This window comes from Micrococcus sp. CH7 (genome assembly GCF_001595485.1).
GTDB classification, from domain to species: Bacteria; Actinomycetota; Actinomycetes; order Actinomycetales; family Micrococcaceae; genus Micrococcus; species Micrococcus luteus.
Genome location: NZ_LOSQ01000006.1, coordinates 1 through 17,088 on the forward strand (window position 1 = coordinate 1; position 17,088 = coordinate 17,088).

General features: G+C 74.7%; 17 protein-coding genes. 6 read left to right on the top strand and 11 right to left on the bottom strand.

Annotation, left to right across the window (positions count from 1 at the left end):
* Positions 1 to 85 precede the first annotated feature (85 nt).
* The gene (locus tag AUV08_RS02640; protein ID WP_036315598.1) at positions 86 to 649 is read right to left on the bottom strand and encodes a GNAT family N-acetyltransferase; all 564 of its coding nucleotides are present in this window, start codon (positions 647 to 649) and stop codon (positions 86 to 88) included.
* A 92-nt stretch (positions 650 to 741) separates the two neighbouring features.
* Positions 742 to 1,317, bottom strand: a complete 576-nt coding sequence (locus tag AUV08_RS02645) for a hypothetical protein (RefSeq protein ID WP_061867713.1) — start codon at positions 1,315 to 1,317, stop codon at positions 742 to 744.
* 248 nt (positions 1,318 to 1,565) lie between these two features.
* On the opposite strand from AUV08_RS02645, the gene trpB reads away from it, so the two are divergent.
* On the top strand, positions 1,566 to 2,867 hold the full coding sequence (trpB, locus tag AUV08_RS02650; RefSeq protein WP_197458574.1) for a tryptophan synthase subunit beta: 1,302 nt from the start codon (positions 1,566 to 1,568) through the stop codon (positions 2,865 to 2,867).
* Between the two features lie 54 nt (positions 2,868 to 2,921).
* On the top strand, positions 2,922 to 3,623 hold the full coding sequence (locus AUV08_RS02655) for a ZIP family metal transporter (protein ID WP_036337122.1): 702 nt from the start codon (positions 2,922 to 2,924) through the stop codon (positions 3,621 to 3,623).
* A 30-nt stretch (positions 3,624 to 3,653) separates the two neighbouring features.
* On the opposite strand, the gene AUV08_RS02660 is transcribed toward AUV08_RS02655, so the two are convergent.
* The 3 genes from AUV08_RS02660 to AUV08_RS02670 all read right to left on the bottom strand — a co-directional run bounded on the left by AUV08_RS02660 (position 3,654) and on the right by AUV08_RS02670 (position 7,694).
* Entirely contained in the window at positions 3,654 to 4,574 is a 921-nt protein-coding gene (locus tag AUV08_RS02660; protein WP_036382428.1) for an SDR family oxidoreductase, read from the bottom strand.
* Between the two features lie 234 nt (positions 4,575 to 4,808).
* Positions 4,809 to 6,440, bottom strand: a complete 1,632-nt coding sequence (locus tag AUV08_RS02665) for an amidohydrolase (protein WP_061873085.1) — start codon at positions 6,438 to 6,440, stop codon at positions 4,809 to 4,811.
* Positions 6,441 to 6,521: 81 nt separating this feature from the next.
* The gene (locus AUV08_RS02670; protein ID WP_061867711.1) at positions 6,522 to 7,694 is read right to left on the bottom strand and encodes a cystathionine gamma-lyase; all 1,173 of its coding nucleotides are present in this window, start codon (positions 7,692 to 7,694) and stop codon (positions 6,522 to 6,524) included.
* 61 nt (positions 7,695 to 7,755) lie between these two features.
* On the opposite strand from AUV08_RS02670, the gene AUV08_RS02675 reads away from it, so the two are divergent.
* Entirely contained in the window at positions 7,756 to 9,504 is a 1,749-nt protein-coding gene (locus tag AUV08_RS02675; protein ID WP_061867710.1) for an ABC-F family ATP-binding cassette domain-containing protein, read from the top strand.
* A 45-nt stretch (positions 9,505 to 9,549) separates the two neighbouring features.
* Here the strand turns inward: AUV08_RS02675 and AUV08_RS02680 are convergent, their stop codons facing one another.
* A complete protein-coding gene (locus tag AUV08_RS02680; RefSeq protein ID WP_020627043.1) occupies positions 9,550 to 9,999 on the bottom strand; it encodes an SRPBCC family protein in 450 nt (149 codons plus the stop codon).
* Positions 10,000 to 10,103: 104 nt separating this feature from the next.
* Between AUV08_RS02680 and AUV08_RS02685 the strand changes: the two genes are divergently transcribed.
* The gene (locus AUV08_RS02685) at positions 10,104 to 10,841 is read left to right on the top strand and encodes a Pr6Pr family membrane protein (RefSeq protein ID WP_061867709.1); all 738 of its coding nucleotides are present in this window, start codon (positions 10,104 to 10,106) and stop codon (positions 10,839 to 10,841) included.
* Positions 10,842 to 10,848: 7 nt separating this feature from the next.
* Here the strand turns inward: AUV08_RS02685 and AUV08_RS02690 are convergent, their stop codons facing one another.
* From AUV08_RS02690 to AUV08_RS02710, 5 genes are all read right to left on the bottom strand, one after another.
* A complete protein-coding gene (locus AUV08_RS02690; RefSeq protein WP_020627045.1) occupies positions 10,849 to 11,679 on the bottom strand; it encodes an alpha/beta fold hydrolase in 831 nt (276 codons plus the stop codon).
* Positions 11,680 to 11,867: 188 nt separating this feature from the next.
* Positions 11,868 to 12,395, bottom strand: coding sequence for a hypothetical protein (locus AUV08_RS02695; RefSeq protein WP_036315583.1), 528 nt, complete (start codon positions 12,393 to 12,395; stop codon positions 11,868 to 11,870).
* Between the two features lie 11 nt (positions 12,396 to 12,406).
* On the bottom strand, positions 12,407 to 12,997 hold the full coding sequence (locus tag AUV08_RS02700; RefSeq protein WP_044659356.1) for a DinB family protein: 591 nt from the start codon (positions 12,995 to 12,997) through the stop codon (positions 12,407 to 12,409).
* Between the two features lie 98 nt (positions 12,998 to 13,095).
* A complete protein-coding gene (locus tag AUV08_RS02705; RefSeq protein WP_061867716.1) occupies positions 13,096 to 14,640 on the bottom strand; it encodes a sodium:alanine symporter family protein in 1,545 nt (514 codons plus the stop codon).
* A 139-nt stretch (positions 14,641 to 14,779) separates the two neighbouring features.
* Complete coding sequence (locus AUV08_RS02710) at positions 14,780 to 15,484, bottom strand: hypothetical protein (RefSeq protein ID WP_043281415.1); 705 nt, start codon at positions 15,482 to 15,484, stop codon at positions 14,780 to 14,782.
* A 167-nt stretch (positions 15,485 to 15,651) separates the two neighbouring features.
* Between AUV08_RS02710 and AUV08_RS02715 the strand changes: the two genes are divergently transcribed.
* Together AUV08_RS02715 and AUV08_RS02720 are read left to right on the top strand one after the other, a co-directional pair.
* A complete protein-coding gene (locus tag AUV08_RS02715) occupies positions 15,652 to 16,779 on the top strand; it encodes a YeeE/YedE family protein (RefSeq protein WP_061867708.1) in 1,128 nt (375 codons plus the stop codon).
* Positions 16,780 to 16,831: 52 nt separating this feature from the next.
* A complete protein-coding gene (locus AUV08_RS02720; RefSeq protein ID WP_002855519.1) occupies positions 16,832 to 17,059 on the top strand; it encodes a sulfurtransferase TusA family protein in 228 nt (75 codons plus the stop codon).
* The last annotated feature ends 29 nt before the right edge of the window (positions 17,060 to 17,088 follow it).

Genomic DNA, 17,088 nt, shown 5'->3' on the forward strand with positions numbered 1-17,088 from the left:
ACCATCGGCCTCATACCTCCTGCGGAGACGCTCCTCCGGCCTCACTGGCACCGACCCGAGTCAACAACGTCATGCCCTCCTACATCTAGGCGGCCAGGCGCGCCTCGAGCCCGGCGCGCACCGCGGGCCATTCCTCGCGCACCACGCTGAAGTAGTCGACGTCGGCGATCGTCCCGTCTGCCGCCGGGCGGAAGCGGCGCAGAGTGCCCTCGAACGTCGCCCCCAGGCGGGCGATGGCGGCGTGTGAACGGGCGTTGCGGTGGTCGCAGCGCAGGGCCACCCGCTCCAGTGCCCATTCCTCGAACGCGTGCCCGAACAGCAGCAGCTTGCAGCCGGGGTTCACGGAGGTGCCCCACACCCGACGGGCGTAGACCGTGTGCCCCACCTCCACCCGCAGCCCGGGCACCAGGTCATAGAGGCTCGTGCGCCCCACCAGCTCCCCGCCCTGCTCGACGGCGAAGGCGAAGGTGCCCTCCCGCTCGATCAGCTCGGCGAGGTGCGCGGACATGGCCGCGCCGTCCACCGGCAGGGGCGCGCTGTTCCCCGCCCACATAGCCGCGTCGACGAGCTCGCGCAGGGCGGGGCCGTCGTCGGGGGCAAGGGGGCGCAGGGTGAGGTCCCCGCGGGTGAGGACGATCTCGTGCTTCATGCACCCATCCTGTCAGCGGACTCGGGGTGATCTCCCGGCGCGACGAGACCGAGCGCCACGGACGAGGGCGTCGCCTCCGGCGCCCGGCCGGCTCAGAGCGTGGCGGAACGGCGGGCGGAGGCCCTCATGGCCGCGACCCGCTGCGCCACGGGGGCCGCCAGGGCGCCCGGCTGCAGGGCCGGGGCGAGATCGGCGGCCACCTCTCGGGCGACCCCCTCGAGGGCGGAGGCGTCCTGGGCGACCCAGGCGCGCAGCGTCAGGTGCTCCCGCATCCACGCCGTGAGCGTCTCCTCGGACTCCGGAGTCAGGGCGAAACCCTCCCCCGCCGCACCCGGGCTGGTGCGCTCCACGTCCAGGGCGAGCACGTCCCTGAGCAGCGCGGCCAGGCCCTGGCGCAGCGGGGAGGCGCCGGTGCGGCCGGACTGGAAGGCGACGCGGACGTCGCGGTCGCGCAGGCCGTGCGGCGCCGCCGTCACGGCGAGCAGGCCGGTGTGCTGCGCGGGCAGGCCGAGGGCGGCACGGGCCGCGTCGTCGGCGACGACGGCGACCACACCCGGCAGGCTTGGGGCCTCGGCGAGGAACGTCTCGTAGGACACACCGGGCATCGCGGCCAGCACAGCGGCGGCCTCGGCGGTCAGGGACTGGGTGTCGACGGTGGTGACGGTCATGGATCCAGGGTGAATCGCGATTCACTGAGATGGGGAGCCGCGTCCACATTATGAGATGTGTAGCCACATGGTGAGACTCACGCCTGCCCCGACGTGCAGTACGCTGGCCCCATGCAGATGCACGCGCAGCAGTGGTGGACCGCCTGAGGGCGGCCCCGGTCATGCGCATCTGACACGACGAGCCGCTCGCCTGCCGGGCGGCTCCGTCATGAGCGGCTCCGGCGGGCCCCATCCCAGGAGGACCCCCGATGACCCACCGCAACCCCGAGGACAACGCCCTGAGAGGCGCCCCCGAGCCCCGCACCCTCGCCGAGGCCTGCGACCTCGTCACCACCCCGGACCTGGACGTCTCCGCGGACGGCATGTTCGGCCAGTATGGCGGCGCCCACCTGCCCCCGCAGCTGGCCGGCCCCATGGCCGAGGTCGCCCGCGCGTACGCCGAGGCGCGCCAGGACCCCGAGTTCTACGCCGAATACCGACGCCTGCTGCGCGACGCCGTCGGGCGCCCCTCCCCCCTGACCCCGCTGGACCGCCTCTCCGACGAGCTCGGCGGCGCACGGATCGTGCTCAAGCGCGAGGACCTGAACCACACGGGCGCCCACAAGATCAACCACACGATCGGCGAGGCGCTGCTCGCCAAGCGCATGGGCAAGCGCAGCCTGATCGCGGAGACCGGCGCCGGCCAGCACGGCGTGGCCCTGGCGACGGCGGCCGCGATGGTCGGCCTCGACTGCGAGATCCACATGGGTGCGATCGACGTGGCCAAGCAGCACCCCAACGTGGTGCGCATGCGCCTGCTCGGCACGAAGGTGGTCTCGGTGGAGCGCGAGGGCCGCTCCCTGAAGGAGGCCGTGGACTCGGCGTTCGAGGTGTACGCGGCGGACCCGGAGAAGTACCTGTTCGCGATCGGCTCCGTGGTGGGACCGCACCCGTTCCCCACGATGATCCGCGACTTCCAGTCCGTGGTCGGCCGCGAGGCCCGCGCCCAGTTCCAGGAGCGGTTCGGGGCGCTGCCGAGCGCCGTCGTCGCCGCGGTGGGCGGCGGCTCCAACGCGATCGGCGCGTTCACCGCGTTCCTCGACGACGCCGACGTCGCGCTCGTGGGCGTCGAGCCCGGCGGCCGCTCCGCGACCAAGGGCGAGCACGCGATGACCATGACCCAGGGCCGCGACGGCGTCCTCCACGGCATGGCCACCCTCGTCCTCGCCGACGACGACGGCACCCCGGATCCCGTGCACTCGATCGCCTCGGGCCTGGACTACCCGGGCGTCGGTCCACAGCACGCCCACTTCGCGAGCGTCGGCCGCGTCCGGTACGTGGCCGAGGACGACGCGGCCGTGCTCGACGCGTTCCAGCGGCTCACGCGGCTCGAGGGCGTCATCCCCGCGCTCGAGTCCGCGCACGCCGTGGCGCACGCGATCCGCCTCGCCCCGCAGATGGGCCGGGACGCGCGGATCCTGGTCAACCTCTCCGGCCGCGGAGACAAGGACGTGGACTACGTGGCCGAGAAGCTCGGGCTCACGGGCGAGGCGGACGAGGTCGTGCGGTGAGCTGAGGCGGCGGCCCGGCGTCGCCCCCGGTCAGCGCGTAGCCTGGCTGCCGTGATGACCCTGATGTGGGGCGCGGTCGCCGCGTCCTCCCTGCTCGTGGGCGCCGTCCTGGCGACCCTGCGCCGCTGGCACATGGGCACGATCGGACTCGTGCTCGCCTTCGGCGCCGGCGCCCTGATCGCGTCCGTGTCCTTCGAGCTCGCGGAGGCGGGCGTGCAGGCGGCCGGACCTGCCGCCGTCGGCATCGGGTTGACGCTCGGCGCGGCCGCCTACTTCCTCGGCGACCGTGCGGTGGAGCGCTCCGCCGCGAGGTCCGGGGGCTCGTCCTCGGGTGCGGCGCTGACCGTGGGCGCGCTGCTGGACGGCATCCCGGAACAGCTCGTGCTGGGCATCGGGCTGGTCGCGGGCGAGGGCGTGTCCCTCGCGCTGCTCGTGGCGATCTTCATGTCCAACCTGCCCGAGTCCATCGCCGCCACGGCCGACTCCCTCGACGGCGGCAAGACGCGCCGCCACCTGCTGATCCAGTGGTCGCTCGTGGCGGTGGTCTGCGCCCTGGCGACGTGGGGCGGCGGGCTGATCGCCGACGTCGCCTCCCCTGCCCTGACCGGCGGCATCCAGGGCTTCGCGGCCGGCGCCCTGCTGGTCATGCTGATCGACACGATGATCCCCGAGGCTCGCGAGAAGGGCGGGGAGAAGGCCGGGCTGCTCACCGTGGTCGGCTTCGCGCTCGGCGCGTTCCTGTCCCTGGTGGTGTGACCGCCCAGGGACAGGAACGCCCGGCTCCGGTCACGGGGTGGGCATGCCGCCGGTCACCGGGATGGTCGCGCCCACCACATAGGAGGACTCCGGCGAGGCCAGGAACACGTACGCCGGGGCCAGCTCGGTGGGCTGCCCGGCGCGGCCCAGCGGAGTGGACTGGCCGAACTCCGGCAGGTCCTCCGACTTCTGGCCGCCGGAGGGCTGCAGCGGGGTCCAGATCGGCCCGGGCGCCACGGCGTTCACGCGGATGCCCTTCGGGGCCAGCTGCTGGCCCAGGGCCTTCGTGAAGGTGTTGATGGCGGCCTTGGTGGAGGCGTAGTCCACGAGCTGCGGCGGGGCCATGTAGGTCACCACGGACGTGGTGTTGATGATCGTGGAACCCGGCTTCAGGTGCGGCAGGGCGGCCTTGACCAGGCGGAACTGGGCCAGGATGTTGACGTCGAAGGTGGCCTCGAGCTGCTCGTCGTCGATGTCCTCGATCGAGTCCTGCGCCACCTGCTTGCCGGCGTTGTTCACCAGCACGTCCAGCCCGCCGAGCTTCTCGACCGCCTGGGCCACGAGGTCGGCGCAGAACGTCTTGTCGCGGAGGTCGCCGGGGATCCCGGCGGCGGTGCGCCCCTCCGCCTGCAGGACCCCGAGGACGTGCTGGGCGTCCTTCTCCTCCTCGGGCAGGTAGGTGATCACGACGTCGGCGCCCTCGCGCGCGAACGCGATCGCGGTGGCCGCGCCGATGCCGGAGTCGCCGCCGGTGATGAGTGCCTTGCGGCCCTCGAGACGGCCGGTGCCGCGGTAGGACTTCTCACCCAGGTCGGCCTTCGGCGTCATCTCCGCGTCCAGGCCGGTGCCGGGCAGCGTCTCCTCCGGCGGGCTGATCACGGGGTAGCGCTTCGTGGGGTCCTGCAGGGTGAGCTGGTCGGTGGTGGTGGTGTTCGCGTCGTCGTGCGCCACGGGGTGCTCCTCACGGTCTCGGGGCGACGCGCGGTCTGCGCGCCGTCCTCCGAGCGTAGGGAGCAGCCCCCCGGCGGCGCCACGGCTGATCCCCGGGTCACCGGACGCGCCCCGCCCGCTCCCCCGGACGATGAGCCCTGCGATTTGGCCCCTAACCGGCGGGTTCAGGGGCCAAATCGCAGGGCTCGTCGCGGGGTGCCGGGTGTCGCGGGGTGCCGGTGCCGGGGCCGGGCGTCACAGCCCGCCGTGCACGAACTCCCCGCCCACGGCGGTGGCGACGACGTCGATCGCCGCGATCTGATCGCTCGGCACCGCGCGCGGGTCCTCGCTGAGCACCGTGAAGTCCGCGAGCTGGCCCGCGACGAGCCGTCCCTTGCGGCCGCCCCAGCCGGTCGCCTCCGCGGAGCCGACCGTATAGGCGTGCAGGGCTTCGGCCACCGTGAGCCGCTCCGCGTCCGGGCCGTACTGCTCGCCGGTCTCGGTGCGGCGCAGCACGAAGTCCTGGATGACCTCCAGCGGGCGGCCGCCGGCCACGGGCCGGTCCGAGCTGCCGGGCAGCACCAGGCCCGCGCGCAGCAGCCGCCCGGCCGGGTACGAGAGCGCGGCTCGCTCCGGCCCGATCCGCTCCCGCACCGACCCGCCGAACGCGCTGATGAAGTTCGGCTGGGTGGCCATCACGACCTCCAGCTCGGCCATGCGGGCCACCTGATCGTCGCGGACCACCCCGCCGTGCTCCACGCGGTGCGGCATCACGGGCCGCCCGAACCGGCCCCGCGCCTCGGCGATCACGTCGAGGGCGAAGTCGAGGGCGGCGTCGCCGATCGCGTGCAGGGCCAGGGCCCAGCCGGCGGCCGCCGCACCGAGGCACGCTCGGCGCATCTCCCCCGCGTCCTGCTGTAGGTAGCCGCGGCCGTGGCCGTGGCCGCAGTAGTCCTCGGTCATCGCGGCGGTCTGTCCGAGCATCGACCCGTCCGTGAACACCTTCGCCGGCCCGATCTGCAGCCACTCGTCGCCCACGCCCGTGCGCACGCCGGCGTCGAGGGTGAGGTGCGTGCCGTCGTCGGGATGGCCGTCCACCGGGTGCAGCGCGTCCAGGGTGACCATCGTCTGGAAGCGGGTGCGCAGCAGCCCCGCGTCCCGGGCGCGCTGATACGCGCCGAACTCGAGCGTGCTGTGCCCGATCCACCCGCCGGCCACCCCCGCATCCGTCACCGAGGTGATGCCCTCGGCCGCGTACTCCTGCGAGGCCCGCGCCAGGCACGCGCCGATGTGCTCGTGGGACTCCGGCTGCAGCAGCCGGGTCACCAGGCTCATGGCGGTCTCCTCCAACAGGCCGGTGGGCCGGCCGGCGGCATCCGTGAGGATCCGCCCGCCCTCGGGCTGCTGCAGCACCTGCTCCCCCACGCCGGCCAGGACCAGCACCGCCCCGGACACCGTGACGGCGTGGCCCGTGTTGTGGCGGATGAGCACGGGGCGCCCGGAGGCGGCGGCATCGAGGCTGTCGCGGTCCGGCTGGGGTCCGGTGAGGTGGCCGGGGTCGAAGCCGGTGCACGTCACCCAGGCGCCGGGGTCGAGCTCGGCGGCGCGGGCGCGGACCCGGCGGTGGACCTCCTCCGCGGTGCGCGCGCCCTCGAGGTCCACGTCCAGTCGGGACTGGCCGAACCAGACGCTGTGCGCGTGGGCGTCGTTGAACCCGGCGAGGACGGTGCGCCCCCGCGCGTCGAGGCGTTCGCGCGCTGCGAGGCCGTCCAGCTCCTCGTCCACCCCGACGACGACGCCCCGCCACACCCCCAGCCGCGAGGCCGACGGGCGGGCGGGGTCGCCGGTGATGAGGCGGGCGTTCTCCACGATCAGGTCGAGCTGCATGGGGCGGGGCCTCCTGGGACGGGGCGGCGGGGACTGATTCGCGAGCGTAGCCGGGCCGGGCTCAGGCGGGCAGGGCCGGGCTCAGGCGGGCCCGGCCGCCGCGTCCAGCGCCCGGGTGAGATCGGCGAGCAGCTCCGCCGTCGGCTCGACGCCCACGGACAGACGCACGAAGCCGGCCGGGACGTCGTCGCCCCAGCGGGCGCGGCGCTCCGCCGCGGTGTGGGTGCCGCCGAAGCTCGTCTGCGCCACCACGTACGCGGCCGCCCCGATGAACCGCTCCGCCGCGGCCGCGTCCGCGAACTCCAGCCCGACGACGCCGCCGGCTGCCGTCATCTGGCGCGCGACGATCGCCGCGTCCGGGTGGTCCGGCAGCCCCGGGTAGGCCACCGCGCGCACGGCCGGGTGCCCGGCCGCGAGCTCGGCGACCGCGAGCGCCGACGCGCACATGCGGGCGAAGCGGACCTCGAGGGTCTCCAGGCCGCGGTGGATCAGCCAGGCCTCATGGGTGCCGAGGATCCCGCCGGCCAGGGTGCGCCAGCCGCGCACGCGCGCCATCAGCTCGGGGTCGCGGGACGCGACGTGCCCGCCGAGGGCGTCGGTGTGCCCGTTGAGGGCCTTCGTGTCCGAGGCGACGACGACGTCCGCCCCCAGGCCCAGCGGCCGCTGCCCCAGCGGGGTCAGGGAGGTGTTGTCCACGACGACGAGCGCCCCCTTCCCGTCCCGCCGCCCGTTCGCGTGGGCGCGGGCGGCGACGTCGGCCAGATCCGCGACGCGCAGCCCGGGGTTGGAGGGGGTCTCGACGAACACGAGGTCGTGGGCGGAGAGGTCGGCGTCCGCGAGGCCCGGCGTGGACACGAAGTCCACGTGGACGCCGGCGGGCACGAGGTGCTCGGCGGCGAGGGCGCGGGTGGCGCCATAGCCGTCCGAGGGCAGCAGGGCGCGGTCCCCCGGGTGCAGCAGGGGCAGCAGGACGGCGGCGATCGCGGCCATGCCGGAGGGGACCACGGCGACGTCGGCGTCCTCCAGCGCGCCCAGGGCGGCCTCGAGCGCGGACCAGGTGGGCGTGGCCCAGCGCGCGTACTGGAAAGGCACGTCCGCGCCGGGGGCGGTGGGGGCGCCGTCCGGGTCCGCGCCGGGCAGGTGGAACGCGCTCGCGTGGACCAGCGGCGGGGAGATGGACTCCCCCGGGGCCATCCCGTGGGCGCGGTGGTGCAGGACGGTGCCGAAGGCGGGCGGCGGCGGGGCGGCGGACATGGCCCCGAGCGTAGTCCCGACCCCGGACGCGGCAGCGCGCCCCCTCCCTAGACTGGCGGACATGACCTCCGGCCCTCCCTCCCCCGCCCTGCCCGCCGGGCCCGCCGCCCACCTGCGCGGCGAGCACCTGACCGTCTCGCTCGGCGGGCACCGCGTGCTCACGGACGCCACGGTGCGGATCAACGCCGGCTCGCGGCTCGGGATCGTGGGTGAGAACGGGCGCGGCAAGACCACGCTGCTCCACGTGCTCACGGGCCGGATCACGCCCGACGTCGGCCGCGTGACGCGGGCGGGCACGCTCGCGTTCGTCCCGCAGGCGCTGCGGGCGCGGGCCGACGGGCGCTCCCGCACGGTGGGCGACCTGGTCCGCGACGCCCTCACGGGCCCGCACGCCGCACTCGAGGCCCTGGACGCCGCCGCGGCCGCCCTGGCCGAGGCCCCCGACGACGCCGGCGCCGGACACCGGTACTCCACCGCGCTGGAGCGGGCCCACCTCTACGACGCCTGGGACGCCGGCCGGCGCGTGGACATGGACCTCGAGGGGCTGCACGCGTGCACGGACCGCGAGCGCCCCCTCACATCGCTCTCGGTCGGCCAGCGCCACCGGGTGCGCCTGGCCGTCACCCTCGGCTCCCGGCCGGACCTGCTGCTGCTGGACGAGCCGACCAACCACCTGGACGACGTCGCCCTGGACTTCCTCACCCGCCGGCTGGTGGAGCACCCGGGCGGGGTCGCCGTCGTCAGCCACGACCGCGCCCTGCTGCGCGCCGTGTGCACCGACATCGTGGACCTGGATCCCAGCCAGGACGGGCGGCCGCGGCGGTACTCCGGCGGGTACGCCGGCTGGGCGAAGGGGCGCCGCCGCGCCCGGGCCCCCTGGGAGCAGGAGTACGCCGAGCAGAACGCCGAGCGCGAGCGGCTGGAGCTGGCCGTGGAGGACGCGCGGGAGCAGATGCAGGGCTCGTGGCGGCCCCCGAAGGGCACCGGCAAGCACCAGCGCTCGAGCCGGTCGGCGGGGATCGTGCAGATGTTCAACCGGCGCTTCGACGAGCTGGAGGCGCACCGGATCACCGTGCCCGAGCCGCCCCTGCGCCTGGACTGGCCGTTCGCGGACATGCCCGACGGCGACCCGCGGGACGGCGCGGACGCGGCGGCGGGCACGGCGGGCGGGCCGGGCACGGCGGGCGACGACGTCCTGCTCACCGCGGACGCCGTGCGCGTGGCCGGGCGGCTCGAGCAGCCGATGGGCGCGGCCCTCGTGCCGGGCGGCCGCGTGCTGGTGACGGGCCCGAACGGGGCCGGGAAGTCCACGCTGCTGCGCGTGCTCGCCGGGGACCTGGAGCCCACGAGCGGCTTGGTGACCGTGGGCGCCGACGTGCGCGTGCGCCTCGTGGCGCAGGAGACCCCCGCGTGGGACGAGGAGCGCACCGCCGCCGCCGTGTTCGAGGAGCACGTGCGCCGCGTCGGCGCGGACGAGGCCGGCGTCGACGACCTGGGCCGTCCCCTGCCGGCCCCCACGCTGCCCTCGCTCGGGCTGCTCACCGCCGAGGCCGCGGACACCCCGGTCGGACGCCTGTCCCAGGGGCAGCAGGCCCGTCTGCACCTGGCGATGGTGCTCATCGAGCGCCCCCACGTGCTGCTGCTGGACGAGCCGACGAACCACCTCTCCCCCGCGCTCGTGGACGAGATGACCGAGGCCCTGCAGGTCACGGAGCAGGCCGTCGTCGTGGTGACCCACGACCGGCAGATGCTCGCCGACCTCGCCGACTGGCCGCGCGTCGAGCTGCGGACCGACGCCGCGGCGGTGTGAGGCGGGCGGGGCCCCTGGCCACAGGCCCGGCCCGGCGGTCCGCCCTCAGAGGTGCGCCCGGCACAGCCGCCGCAGCGCCACGCGGGCCGGCAGTCGGTAGGCCAGGGCGACGACGGCGGGCCCGTGGACCGTCAGCCCCGCCCGGGTGCCGCGGGGGGTGGCGGTGAGGTCGTGCGTCATGGAGACCGCCGTCCCGGCCACCCGCACCGTCCACCGCCAGGTGCGGGCGTCGTCGTCGACCTCCTCGACCACGAACGGGACGCGCAGCCCCAGGGGCGCGTGGACCACGCCGCGAAGCCCGGCCCGCAGCCGGCGCCGTGGCGCCTCCACGGCGCGGATCTGCGGAGCCCACCGCGGCCACAGGCGCAGGTCGGCGTAGCGGGCCCAGGCCACGTCCACGGCGGCGGGCCCGGTCGTCGTCACGCGGCGGAACTGTCGGGGGCGGCGCGCGCGCCTCGCGCCGGCGGGGGTGCGGGTCCAGGGGGTCCGGATCATGGTGCCGAGCGTAGGGTCCGGACCGCCGGCCGGGACACGCCCGCCGGCCCGAGCGGCTCGGCCCGTGCACCGGGGGCGGCGTCGCGCTCCGGCAGGATGGGCGCATGACCCTCCCCACCCCCTCCGGCCGCTGGACGACGACGGCGCGGCCTGCCTTCGCCGTCGCCGCGGCCCTGTCCCTGGGCGGCAACCTGCTCTCACTGTGGATCGGCTCGTGGAAGTCCTCGGACCTGCCGGCCGACGCGGGCTACGCGGGCGTGCTCGAGGGCGGCTGGGAGCACATGCTCAACCAGCCCACGTACTTCACGTTCCTCTCGAACTTCCTGGTGGGGCTGACGTCCCTGCTGCTGGCGCTGCGCCTGCACCGGCCGGGCACGCTGTTCCGGGTGCTGCGGGTGACGGGGGTGGTGTGCATCGTGATCACGGGCGTGGTGTTCAACGTGCTGCTGCGGGACGCCGACCCGATGACCGCCGTCGAGCGGTTCAACGACACCCTGCAGCACATCGTCACGCCGATCCTCACCCCGGTGCTGTGGGCGGTCTTCGGGCCGCGGCGGCAGATCACGTGGCGGGTGGTGTGGTTGTCCACGCTCATCCCGCTCGCCTGGCTGGCGTTCACGCTGCTGCGCGGGCCGTGGCTGGACTGGTACCCGTACACGATCCTGGACGTCCCGCGGCTGGGCTACGACGGCGTCGCCGTCTACGTGGTGGCGATCCTCGTGTTCTTCGTGGCGGTCGCCGCCCTGCTGCGGGTGGCCGACGGCCTGCTGGCGCGGGCCAGCGTCGGGGTGGGGGCGGGCGCCGAGGCGGAGGCCCGGGTGGAGGCCCGTCCCTCCCCCTGACCCCGCCTCAGTCCGACGCCGCGCGGCCCACCTGCACCGCCCACGCGCGGACGAGCGCCTCGGCGACCTCCGGCTGGTCCAGGTGCACGTTGTGGCCGGCGGCGTCGAGCGCCGCGTAGGTGGCGCGCGGGTAATGCTCCAGGAGCGCGGCCTGGTCCCGGTAGCCGACGAGGTGGTCCTCCCGGCCGGTGAGGATCAGGGCGGGCCCCTCGAACGGCGGCGCGGCCTCCTCCGGCACGGCGTCCAGGACGTAGCGCGCGGACAGGCGCTTCAGCGCCTCCTCGTCCACGGCGCGGACGCCCGGCAGCGCGTGCTCGCGGAACCGCTCCCACGTGTCCCGCGTCAGCCGCGGGGACATCTCGAGGAACGGGGCGGCGTCGTCGGGGTCGAGGGTAGACATGAAGGCGTCGTCGCGCTCGCGCACCACCAGGTCGGTGCGGGTGCGCCGGTCCTCGTCCGGGTCGACGACGGGCGCGAGCAGCCCCAGCCCCAACACCTGCGCGCCGAACTCGGCCGCCACGTGCCGGGCGAGCAGGCCGCCGAGGGAGTTGCCGAGCACCGCGAACGGCCGCTCGCCGACCTCCGCGCGGATCCAGTCCACGAGCCAGGCGGCGAGCTCGGGGAGGCCGCCGTCGTCCTGGAGGGCCGAGGTCCGGCCGAAGCCCGGCAGGTCCACGTAGATCCGCTCGACCTCCCCGGCCTCGGCGAGGGCGTCGTCGAGCGGCAGCAGCAGCCGGTGGTCCACGCTGTTGCCGTGCACCGCGATCAGCGGGACGCCGGAGCCGCGGCGGACGACGTGGGGGTTCTCGGGGGTGTGCTCGGATGTGTGCTCGGTCATGGGTCCGAGCGTAGGGCTGAGCGCGCGGTGCCGCCCTCTCCCCGCCGCCCTCTCCTCGCCACCCTCTCCCCGCTGCCCCCTCCCCACCGCTTTGCGGGCCGAATGCGACGCTCCCGTGCCCGATTCAGGGGCTCATCCGTCGGATTCGGCCCACAAAGTGCTCGGCCGGGCCGCCCGGTGCCGGCCGGTCACCAGAGCAGCTGGTCCCCGCGGATCTGCGTCTGGAGTCCGTCGATGCGCCCGAGCACGGAGACCTGCAGCAGGGCTGGCCAGGCGTGCACCACGAGCCCCAGGGCCACCGCGACCACGCCCCAGACCGGATGCCCGACGGCCGCCAGCGCCACGCCCGCCACCGCGTGCAGACCCGCGGAGGCGGCGTGGCTGACGAGGGAGCCCACGGCGGCGGTGCGGATGCGCCGCAGGTCGGCCCGGCCGGTGATGCGGCGGCTGATGGCCGCGTTCCAGCCGACGGCGCCCAGCTGCCGGGAGAGCCAGTCGGTGCGGACCCGGCGGGCGAGATCGCGCCAGCGCGTGTCCCGCCTCCACGGCCGGTCCACGAGCTGCCGCGAGGGCTCCCCGTAGAACGGGCCGAACCCGAAGGTCCCCACCGTGAGCACGCCGACGAACAGCCCCGGCGCCGTCGGCGCCATCAGCACGAAGGCGGACATCAGGGCGGCGACGGTGAGGGCCAGACCGGCGAGCGAGCGGGGAGTCATCACCGCGGACGCTAGCGCACCGGGCCCGCACCCCGGGCGATCCCCTCGAGCCGCCGCACGTGCGCGGCCCACCGCTCGGCGTCCCAGCCGGGCAGGTTGTCCCCGGGGCCGCGCAGGCCGGCCTGCCCGTCGATCCCCTCGCGCAGGATGTCGGCGTGGCCGGCATGGCGGGCCGCGTCGAGGGCCACGTGGGAGAGGATCTGCGCCAGAGTCACCTCGGCCAGGTGCGCGGGCCACCAGGGGACCCGCCCCCGCGCGTCGAGGACGAGGGCCTCGATGGTCGCGTCCGCGTGCGCGAAGCATCGCCGCGCGTAGTCGAGGACGTCCTCGAGGGTCTCGTCCTCGGCGGCGAACAGGTCCGCGCCGTTCTCCTCGCCCACCCCCGGCGCGTCCCAGGGCAGGGGGATGCCGGCGGGGCGGCCGAAGACCTCGCCGAAGTACTCGAGCTCGCACGTGGCCGCGTGCTTGAGCAGGCCCAGCAGGTTGGTGCCGGTGGGGGTGCGGGGCAGGCGGACCTCCCGCTCGGGCAGGCCGTCCAGCTTCGCGAAGAGGGCGTCGCGCTGCCGGCGCAGCCCCTGATGGAGGATCTCCTTGTGGTCCATGGGGTGAGCCTGCCGGGATTCAGGCCGCGCGGACGGCCCTGGCCCGTGGCCCGACGTCGTCGCGGACGTCCGGCGCCCCGGGCCGCCGTCGTCGGTCCTCAGCCCTCCCGGCGCGGGACCACGGTGATGGCCCGGGTGTCCGGGGCGGTGTCCGCGACGTGGTCCATGGCCTCGTCCACGTCCCCGGTGCGCTCGTAGGCGGCGTGGATCTGCTCCCACAGGCGGGCGTTCCGGACGCCGATCGCCGCCGGATCCAGCACGGGGTCCTGGCCGGCACGGCGCTGGCGGTCGTAGTCCTTGAACAGCCGGATGGCCACGGGGCTCAGCAGGATGAGTGCCACGATGTTCACCCACGTGTAGAGGCCGACGCCGAAGTCGGCGAACGCCCACACGAGGGCCGAGCTCTGCACGGACCCGAACACCATGGAGCCGGCCAGCATCAGCCGGGCGATCGCGATGACCGCGCGCTGCGCCGTCTTGTTCGGGATGAGGTAGGCGACATTCGTCTCCGCGTAGAACGCGAAGGAGAGCAGGGTGGTGAAGGAGAAGAGGAAGACGGCAATCGCCACGAAGGACGGGCCGAAGGCGGGCAGTGCCTCGTCGATGGCGATCTGGACCCACGCCGGGCCCTCCTCGACGCCGGGCACGTGCTCCGCGAGCAGACTCTCCCCGTCCGGGCCCAGCACGTTGAAGCTGTTCGTGGCGAGGATCATCAGGCCGGTCATGGTGCAGACGAACAGGGTGTCCACGTAGGCGGAGAACGCCTGGGCCAGGCCCTGCTTCACAGGGTGGGAGACGTGGGCGGCCGCCGAGGCCTGGGCGCCCGAACCGGTGCCGATCTCGGTGGAGTACACGGCACGGCGCACGCCCCACGCGACGGCGGCGCCGAGGATGCCGCCGTAGACCGAGTCCAGGCCCAGCGCGCTGGAGAAGATCAGCCCGAACATCGCGGGGACCTGCTGCCACATGAGTCCGACGACGAGCAGCCCCACCAGGATGTACGCGCCGGCCATGAACGGGACCACGAGGCCCACCGTGCGGCCGAGGCGGTGCATGCCGCCGAACACGATCACGCAGAACAGCACGGCCATCCCGAGACCCACCCACAGCGGGTCCCAGCCCCACGCCTCGGTCGTGGCGGCGGTGACGGCGTTGGCCTGGATCTGCGGGCCGGTGAAGACCGTGGCGAACACGGTGGCCGCGGCGTAGGCGACCGCCAGCCACCGCCAGTTCCGGCCGAGCCCCTCGAGGATGTAGTACGCGGGCCCGCCGCGGTACTCGCCGCGGACCTTGTGCTTGTAGAGCTGTGCGAGCGAGCTCTCCACGAGCGCCACGGGGGCGCCGAGGATCGCCGTCACCCACATCCAGAACAGCGCGCCCGGGCCGCCCAGGTAGATCGCGGCCGCGACGCCCGCGATGTTGCCGACGCCGATGCGCCCACCCAGGGCCATGGCGAACGCCTGGAACGAGCTGATCCCCGCCGACGACGATCCTCCCCTGACCAGCTGGCCCACCATGTCCTTGAGCAGCCGCACCTGGGGAGCCGCCATGCGGATCGTGAAGTACAGGCCCAGGGCGAGGAGCCCGACGACCATGGGCAGGCTCCACATGATCGAGTTGGCGGCGGTGACGAACTGCTCCATGGTCACTTCCCAGGTCGTGGACAGGATCCGTGCACTCCATCACATTCGGGCCACCTCGGGCACCCCTGAGCCCCCGGGGGGTCTGCGCGGGACCGGCAGGGTCGGCCGGCCAGACACGCCGTGCCGTCCCCGCGCCGGCTCACCCCTGCCCCGCTCCCGCCTCCTCCCGCACCGTCATCGCCAGCTCGACGTGGCCGGCGTCCGGGTCCGCGAGGATCTGGCGGATCTCCGGCGCGGCGCCGGCATCCTCCACGTCGAACGCGTCCATCAGTCCCAGCAGGTCCGGATGGGGCAGCGCGCCGCCGGGGGCGTCGTCGAGCAGGTCGACCTCGCCCGCATCGGCCCGCACGTCCACGTACCGCTCCACGCGGCGCGGCAGCGCCCCGGTCACCACCTCGTGCCCGCCGACCCTGAGGCCCGTGGGAGCCGGGCCGCTCAGCGGGACGGCCAGGACGGTCTCCACGACGTCGGCGGTGCCCGGCACCGGACGCAGTGCCGTCCACGGCGGCCCGGCCGGTGCCGACCCCGCCTCCGCGAGCGCCTGGAACAGCGTCGCGAAGGCGTCGTTCGCGCGCTCGGTGGTCGCCTCCTCACCGGCCTCGTCCAGGGCCACCCGCTGCACGACGCCGGCCCACGGCGTCGGCCCGACCGTGCGCTCCGCCACGGGGCCGGGACGGGCGGGGGCGCCGTCGTCGTCAGGATCCGGGGCCGCGTAGACACCGGCGACCGCGAGCGCGAGCGCGCGGTCCTCGAGGTCGCGGCGGCGTCGCAGCTCGGCCGCGTGCGCCTTCGCGCTCAGTCCGGTGGCGAGGGCGAACTCGCCGACGGTCATCGGGGGGCTCATGGGGCGACCTTTCTCTCAGGTGATCCCAGCGTGGGCGTTCCCCCAAGGGGAGGGTCAAGCGTCGCCCACGGCGCCCCCGCGCGTCGTCTCCGGCACAGCCCTGCGACTGTTACCCCGCACGTCCTGCCCGGCGCGCGGGACCGGCCGCACCCTGTCTCATGGCAGGCATGATCATCACCGGACTCCTCCTCGGCCTCGTCCTGGGCTTCGTGTTCCAGCGCGGACGCTTCTGCGTCACGGGCGCTTTCCGCGACCTGTTCACTATCCGGTCCACCCGATGGCTCACCGCGTTCATGGTGATCGTGGCCGTCCAGTCGGTGGGCGTGTTCGCCCTCGACGCCCTGGGCGTGATCACCCTGGAGGCGGAGACGTTCCCGTGGCTGGGCACGATCATCGGCGGCCTGATCTTCGGCTTCTCGATCGTGCTCGCGGGCGGCTGCGCCACCGGCACGTACTACCGCGCGGGCGAGGGCCTCGTGGGCTCGTGGTTCGCACTGATCTTCTACATCGTGGGCGCCACCGCGTTCCGCAAGGGACCGCTGGCCGGCACCACCGAGGCCGTCCGCTCCGTGGAGACGCAGACGGGCTCGTTCCAGCAGCTCACGGGACTGTCCCCGTGGGTGTTCGTGGCGCTGCTCGTGGCCGGCGTCGGCCTGGCCGTGCGTCATCACCTGCGTCGCGAGGCGGCCATGACCCGCTTCCGCCTGCCCGCTGCCAAGACCGGCCTCGCGCACGTGCTCACCGAGAAGGCGTGGCACCCGTTCGTCACCGCCGCGATCATCGGCGTGCTGGCGATCCTCGCGTGGCCGCTCTCCTGGGCGACCGGCCGTGAGTCCGGCCTGGGCATTACCGGCCCGTCCGCGAACATCGGCGCGTTCCTCGGCACGGGCGAACTCGAGCTCGTGGACTGGGGCGTGCTGATGGTGACGGGCCTGCTGATCGGCTCGTTCATCGCCGCGAAGGCCTCCGGCGAGTTCCGCGTCCGCGTACCCGACGCGCAGACCACCGTCCGCTCGATCATCGGCGGCCTCGGCATGGGCTGGGGCGCGGCGTGGGCCGGCGGCTGCACCATCGGCAACGCGATGGTGAACACCGCGACCTTCAGCTTCCAGGGCTGGACCGCGCTCGTGTTCATGGTGCTCGGCACCGGCCTGGCGGCCAAGCTCTTCATCCTCAACCACCGCGGCAAGGGCACGACGCCGGTCCCCGCCTCCGGCTCCGGCCTCGCCTCGGCCGAGGGCGCGGCGGCGAACGCCGGGACGGCCCGCCCCGTGAAGCTCACGCCGATCGGCTGAGCCGGCCCGCCCGCGCACGACCTCTGACCACCGACACCAAGGAGAGAACATCATGGCGAAGCACCTGCTCGAGACCGACGGCCAGGTCTGCCCCTTCCCGCTCGTGGAGGCCAACCAGGCGATGCAGCAGATCCCCTCCGGGGACGAGCTCGTGATCGACTTCGACTGCACCCAGGCCACCGACTCCCTGCCCCGCTGGGCCGCGGAGAACGGCCACGAGGTCACCGACTTCGTGAAGCGCGGCGCCGCGGAGTGGACGATCACCGTGAAGAAGGGCTGAGGGGCAGAGGAGCCTCTCGGCACCTCCGC

Bases quoted from the DNA above. Each gene is read 5' to 3' on its own strand.
- AUV08_RS02690 (WP_020627045.1), bottom strand. From the start codon at position 11,679: ATGACCGAGCACACATCCGAGCACACCCCCGAGAACCCCCACGTCGTC.
- AUV08_RS02680 (WP_020627043.1), bottom strand. From the start codon at position 9,999: ATGATCCGGACCCCCTGGACCCGCACCCCCGCCGGCGCGAGGCGCGCG.
- trpB (WP_197458574.1), top strand. From the start codon at position 1,566: ATGACCCACCGCAACCCCGAGGACAACGCCCTGAGAGGCGCCCCCGAG.
- AUV08_RS02710 (WP_043281415.1), bottom strand. From the start codon at position 15,484: ATGAGCCCCCCGATGACCGTCGGCGAGTTCGCCCTCGCCACCGGACTG.
- AUV08_RS02645 (WP_061867713.1), bottom strand. From the start codon at position 1,317: ATGACCGTCACCACCGTCGACACCCAGTCCCTGACCGCCGAGGCCGCC.
- AUV08_RS02720 (WP_002855519.1), top strand. From the start codon at position 16,832: ATGGCGAAGCACCTGCTCGAGACCGACGGCCAGGTCTGCCCCTTCCCG.
- AUV08_RS02670 (WP_061867711.1), bottom strand. From the start codon at position 7,694: ATGTCCGCCGCCCCGCCGCCGCCCGCCTTCGGCACCGTCCTGCACCAC.
- AUV08_RS02715 (WP_061867708.1), top strand. From the start codon at position 15,652: ATGATCATCACCGGACTCCTCCTCGGCCTCGTCCTGGGCTTCGTGTTC.
- AUV08_RS02700 (WP_044659356.1), bottom strand. From the start codon at position 12,997: ATGGACCACAAGGAGATCCTCCATCAGGGGCTGCGCCGGCAGCGCGAC.
- AUV08_RS02655 (WP_036337122.1), top strand. From the start codon at position 2,922: ATGACCCTGATGTGGGGCGCGGTCGCCGCGTCCTCCCTGCTCGTGGGC.
- AUV08_RS02685 (WP_061867709.1), top strand. From the start codon at position 10,104: ATGACCCTCCCCACCCCCTCCGGCCGCTGGACGACGACGGCGCGGCCT.
- AUV08_RS02640 (WP_036315598.1), bottom strand. From the start codon at position 649: ATGAAGCACGAGATCGTCCTCACCCGCGGGGACCTCACCCTGCGCCCC.
- AUV08_RS02665 (WP_061873085.1), bottom strand. From the start codon at position 6,440: ATGCAGCTCGACCTGATCGTGGAGAACGCCCGCCTCATCACCGGCGAC.
- AUV08_RS02695 (WP_036315583.1), bottom strand. From the start codon at position 12,395: ATGACTCCCCGCTCGCTCGCCGGTCTGGCCCTCACCGTCGCCGCCCTG.
- AUV08_RS02705 (WP_061867716.1), bottom strand. From the start codon at position 14,640: ATGGAGCAGTTCGTCACCGCCGCCAACTCGATCATGTGGAGCCTGCCC.
- AUV08_RS02675 (WP_061867710.1), top strand. From the start codon at position 7,756: ATGACCTCCGGCCCTCCCTCCCCCGCCCTGCCCGCCGGGCCCGCCGCC.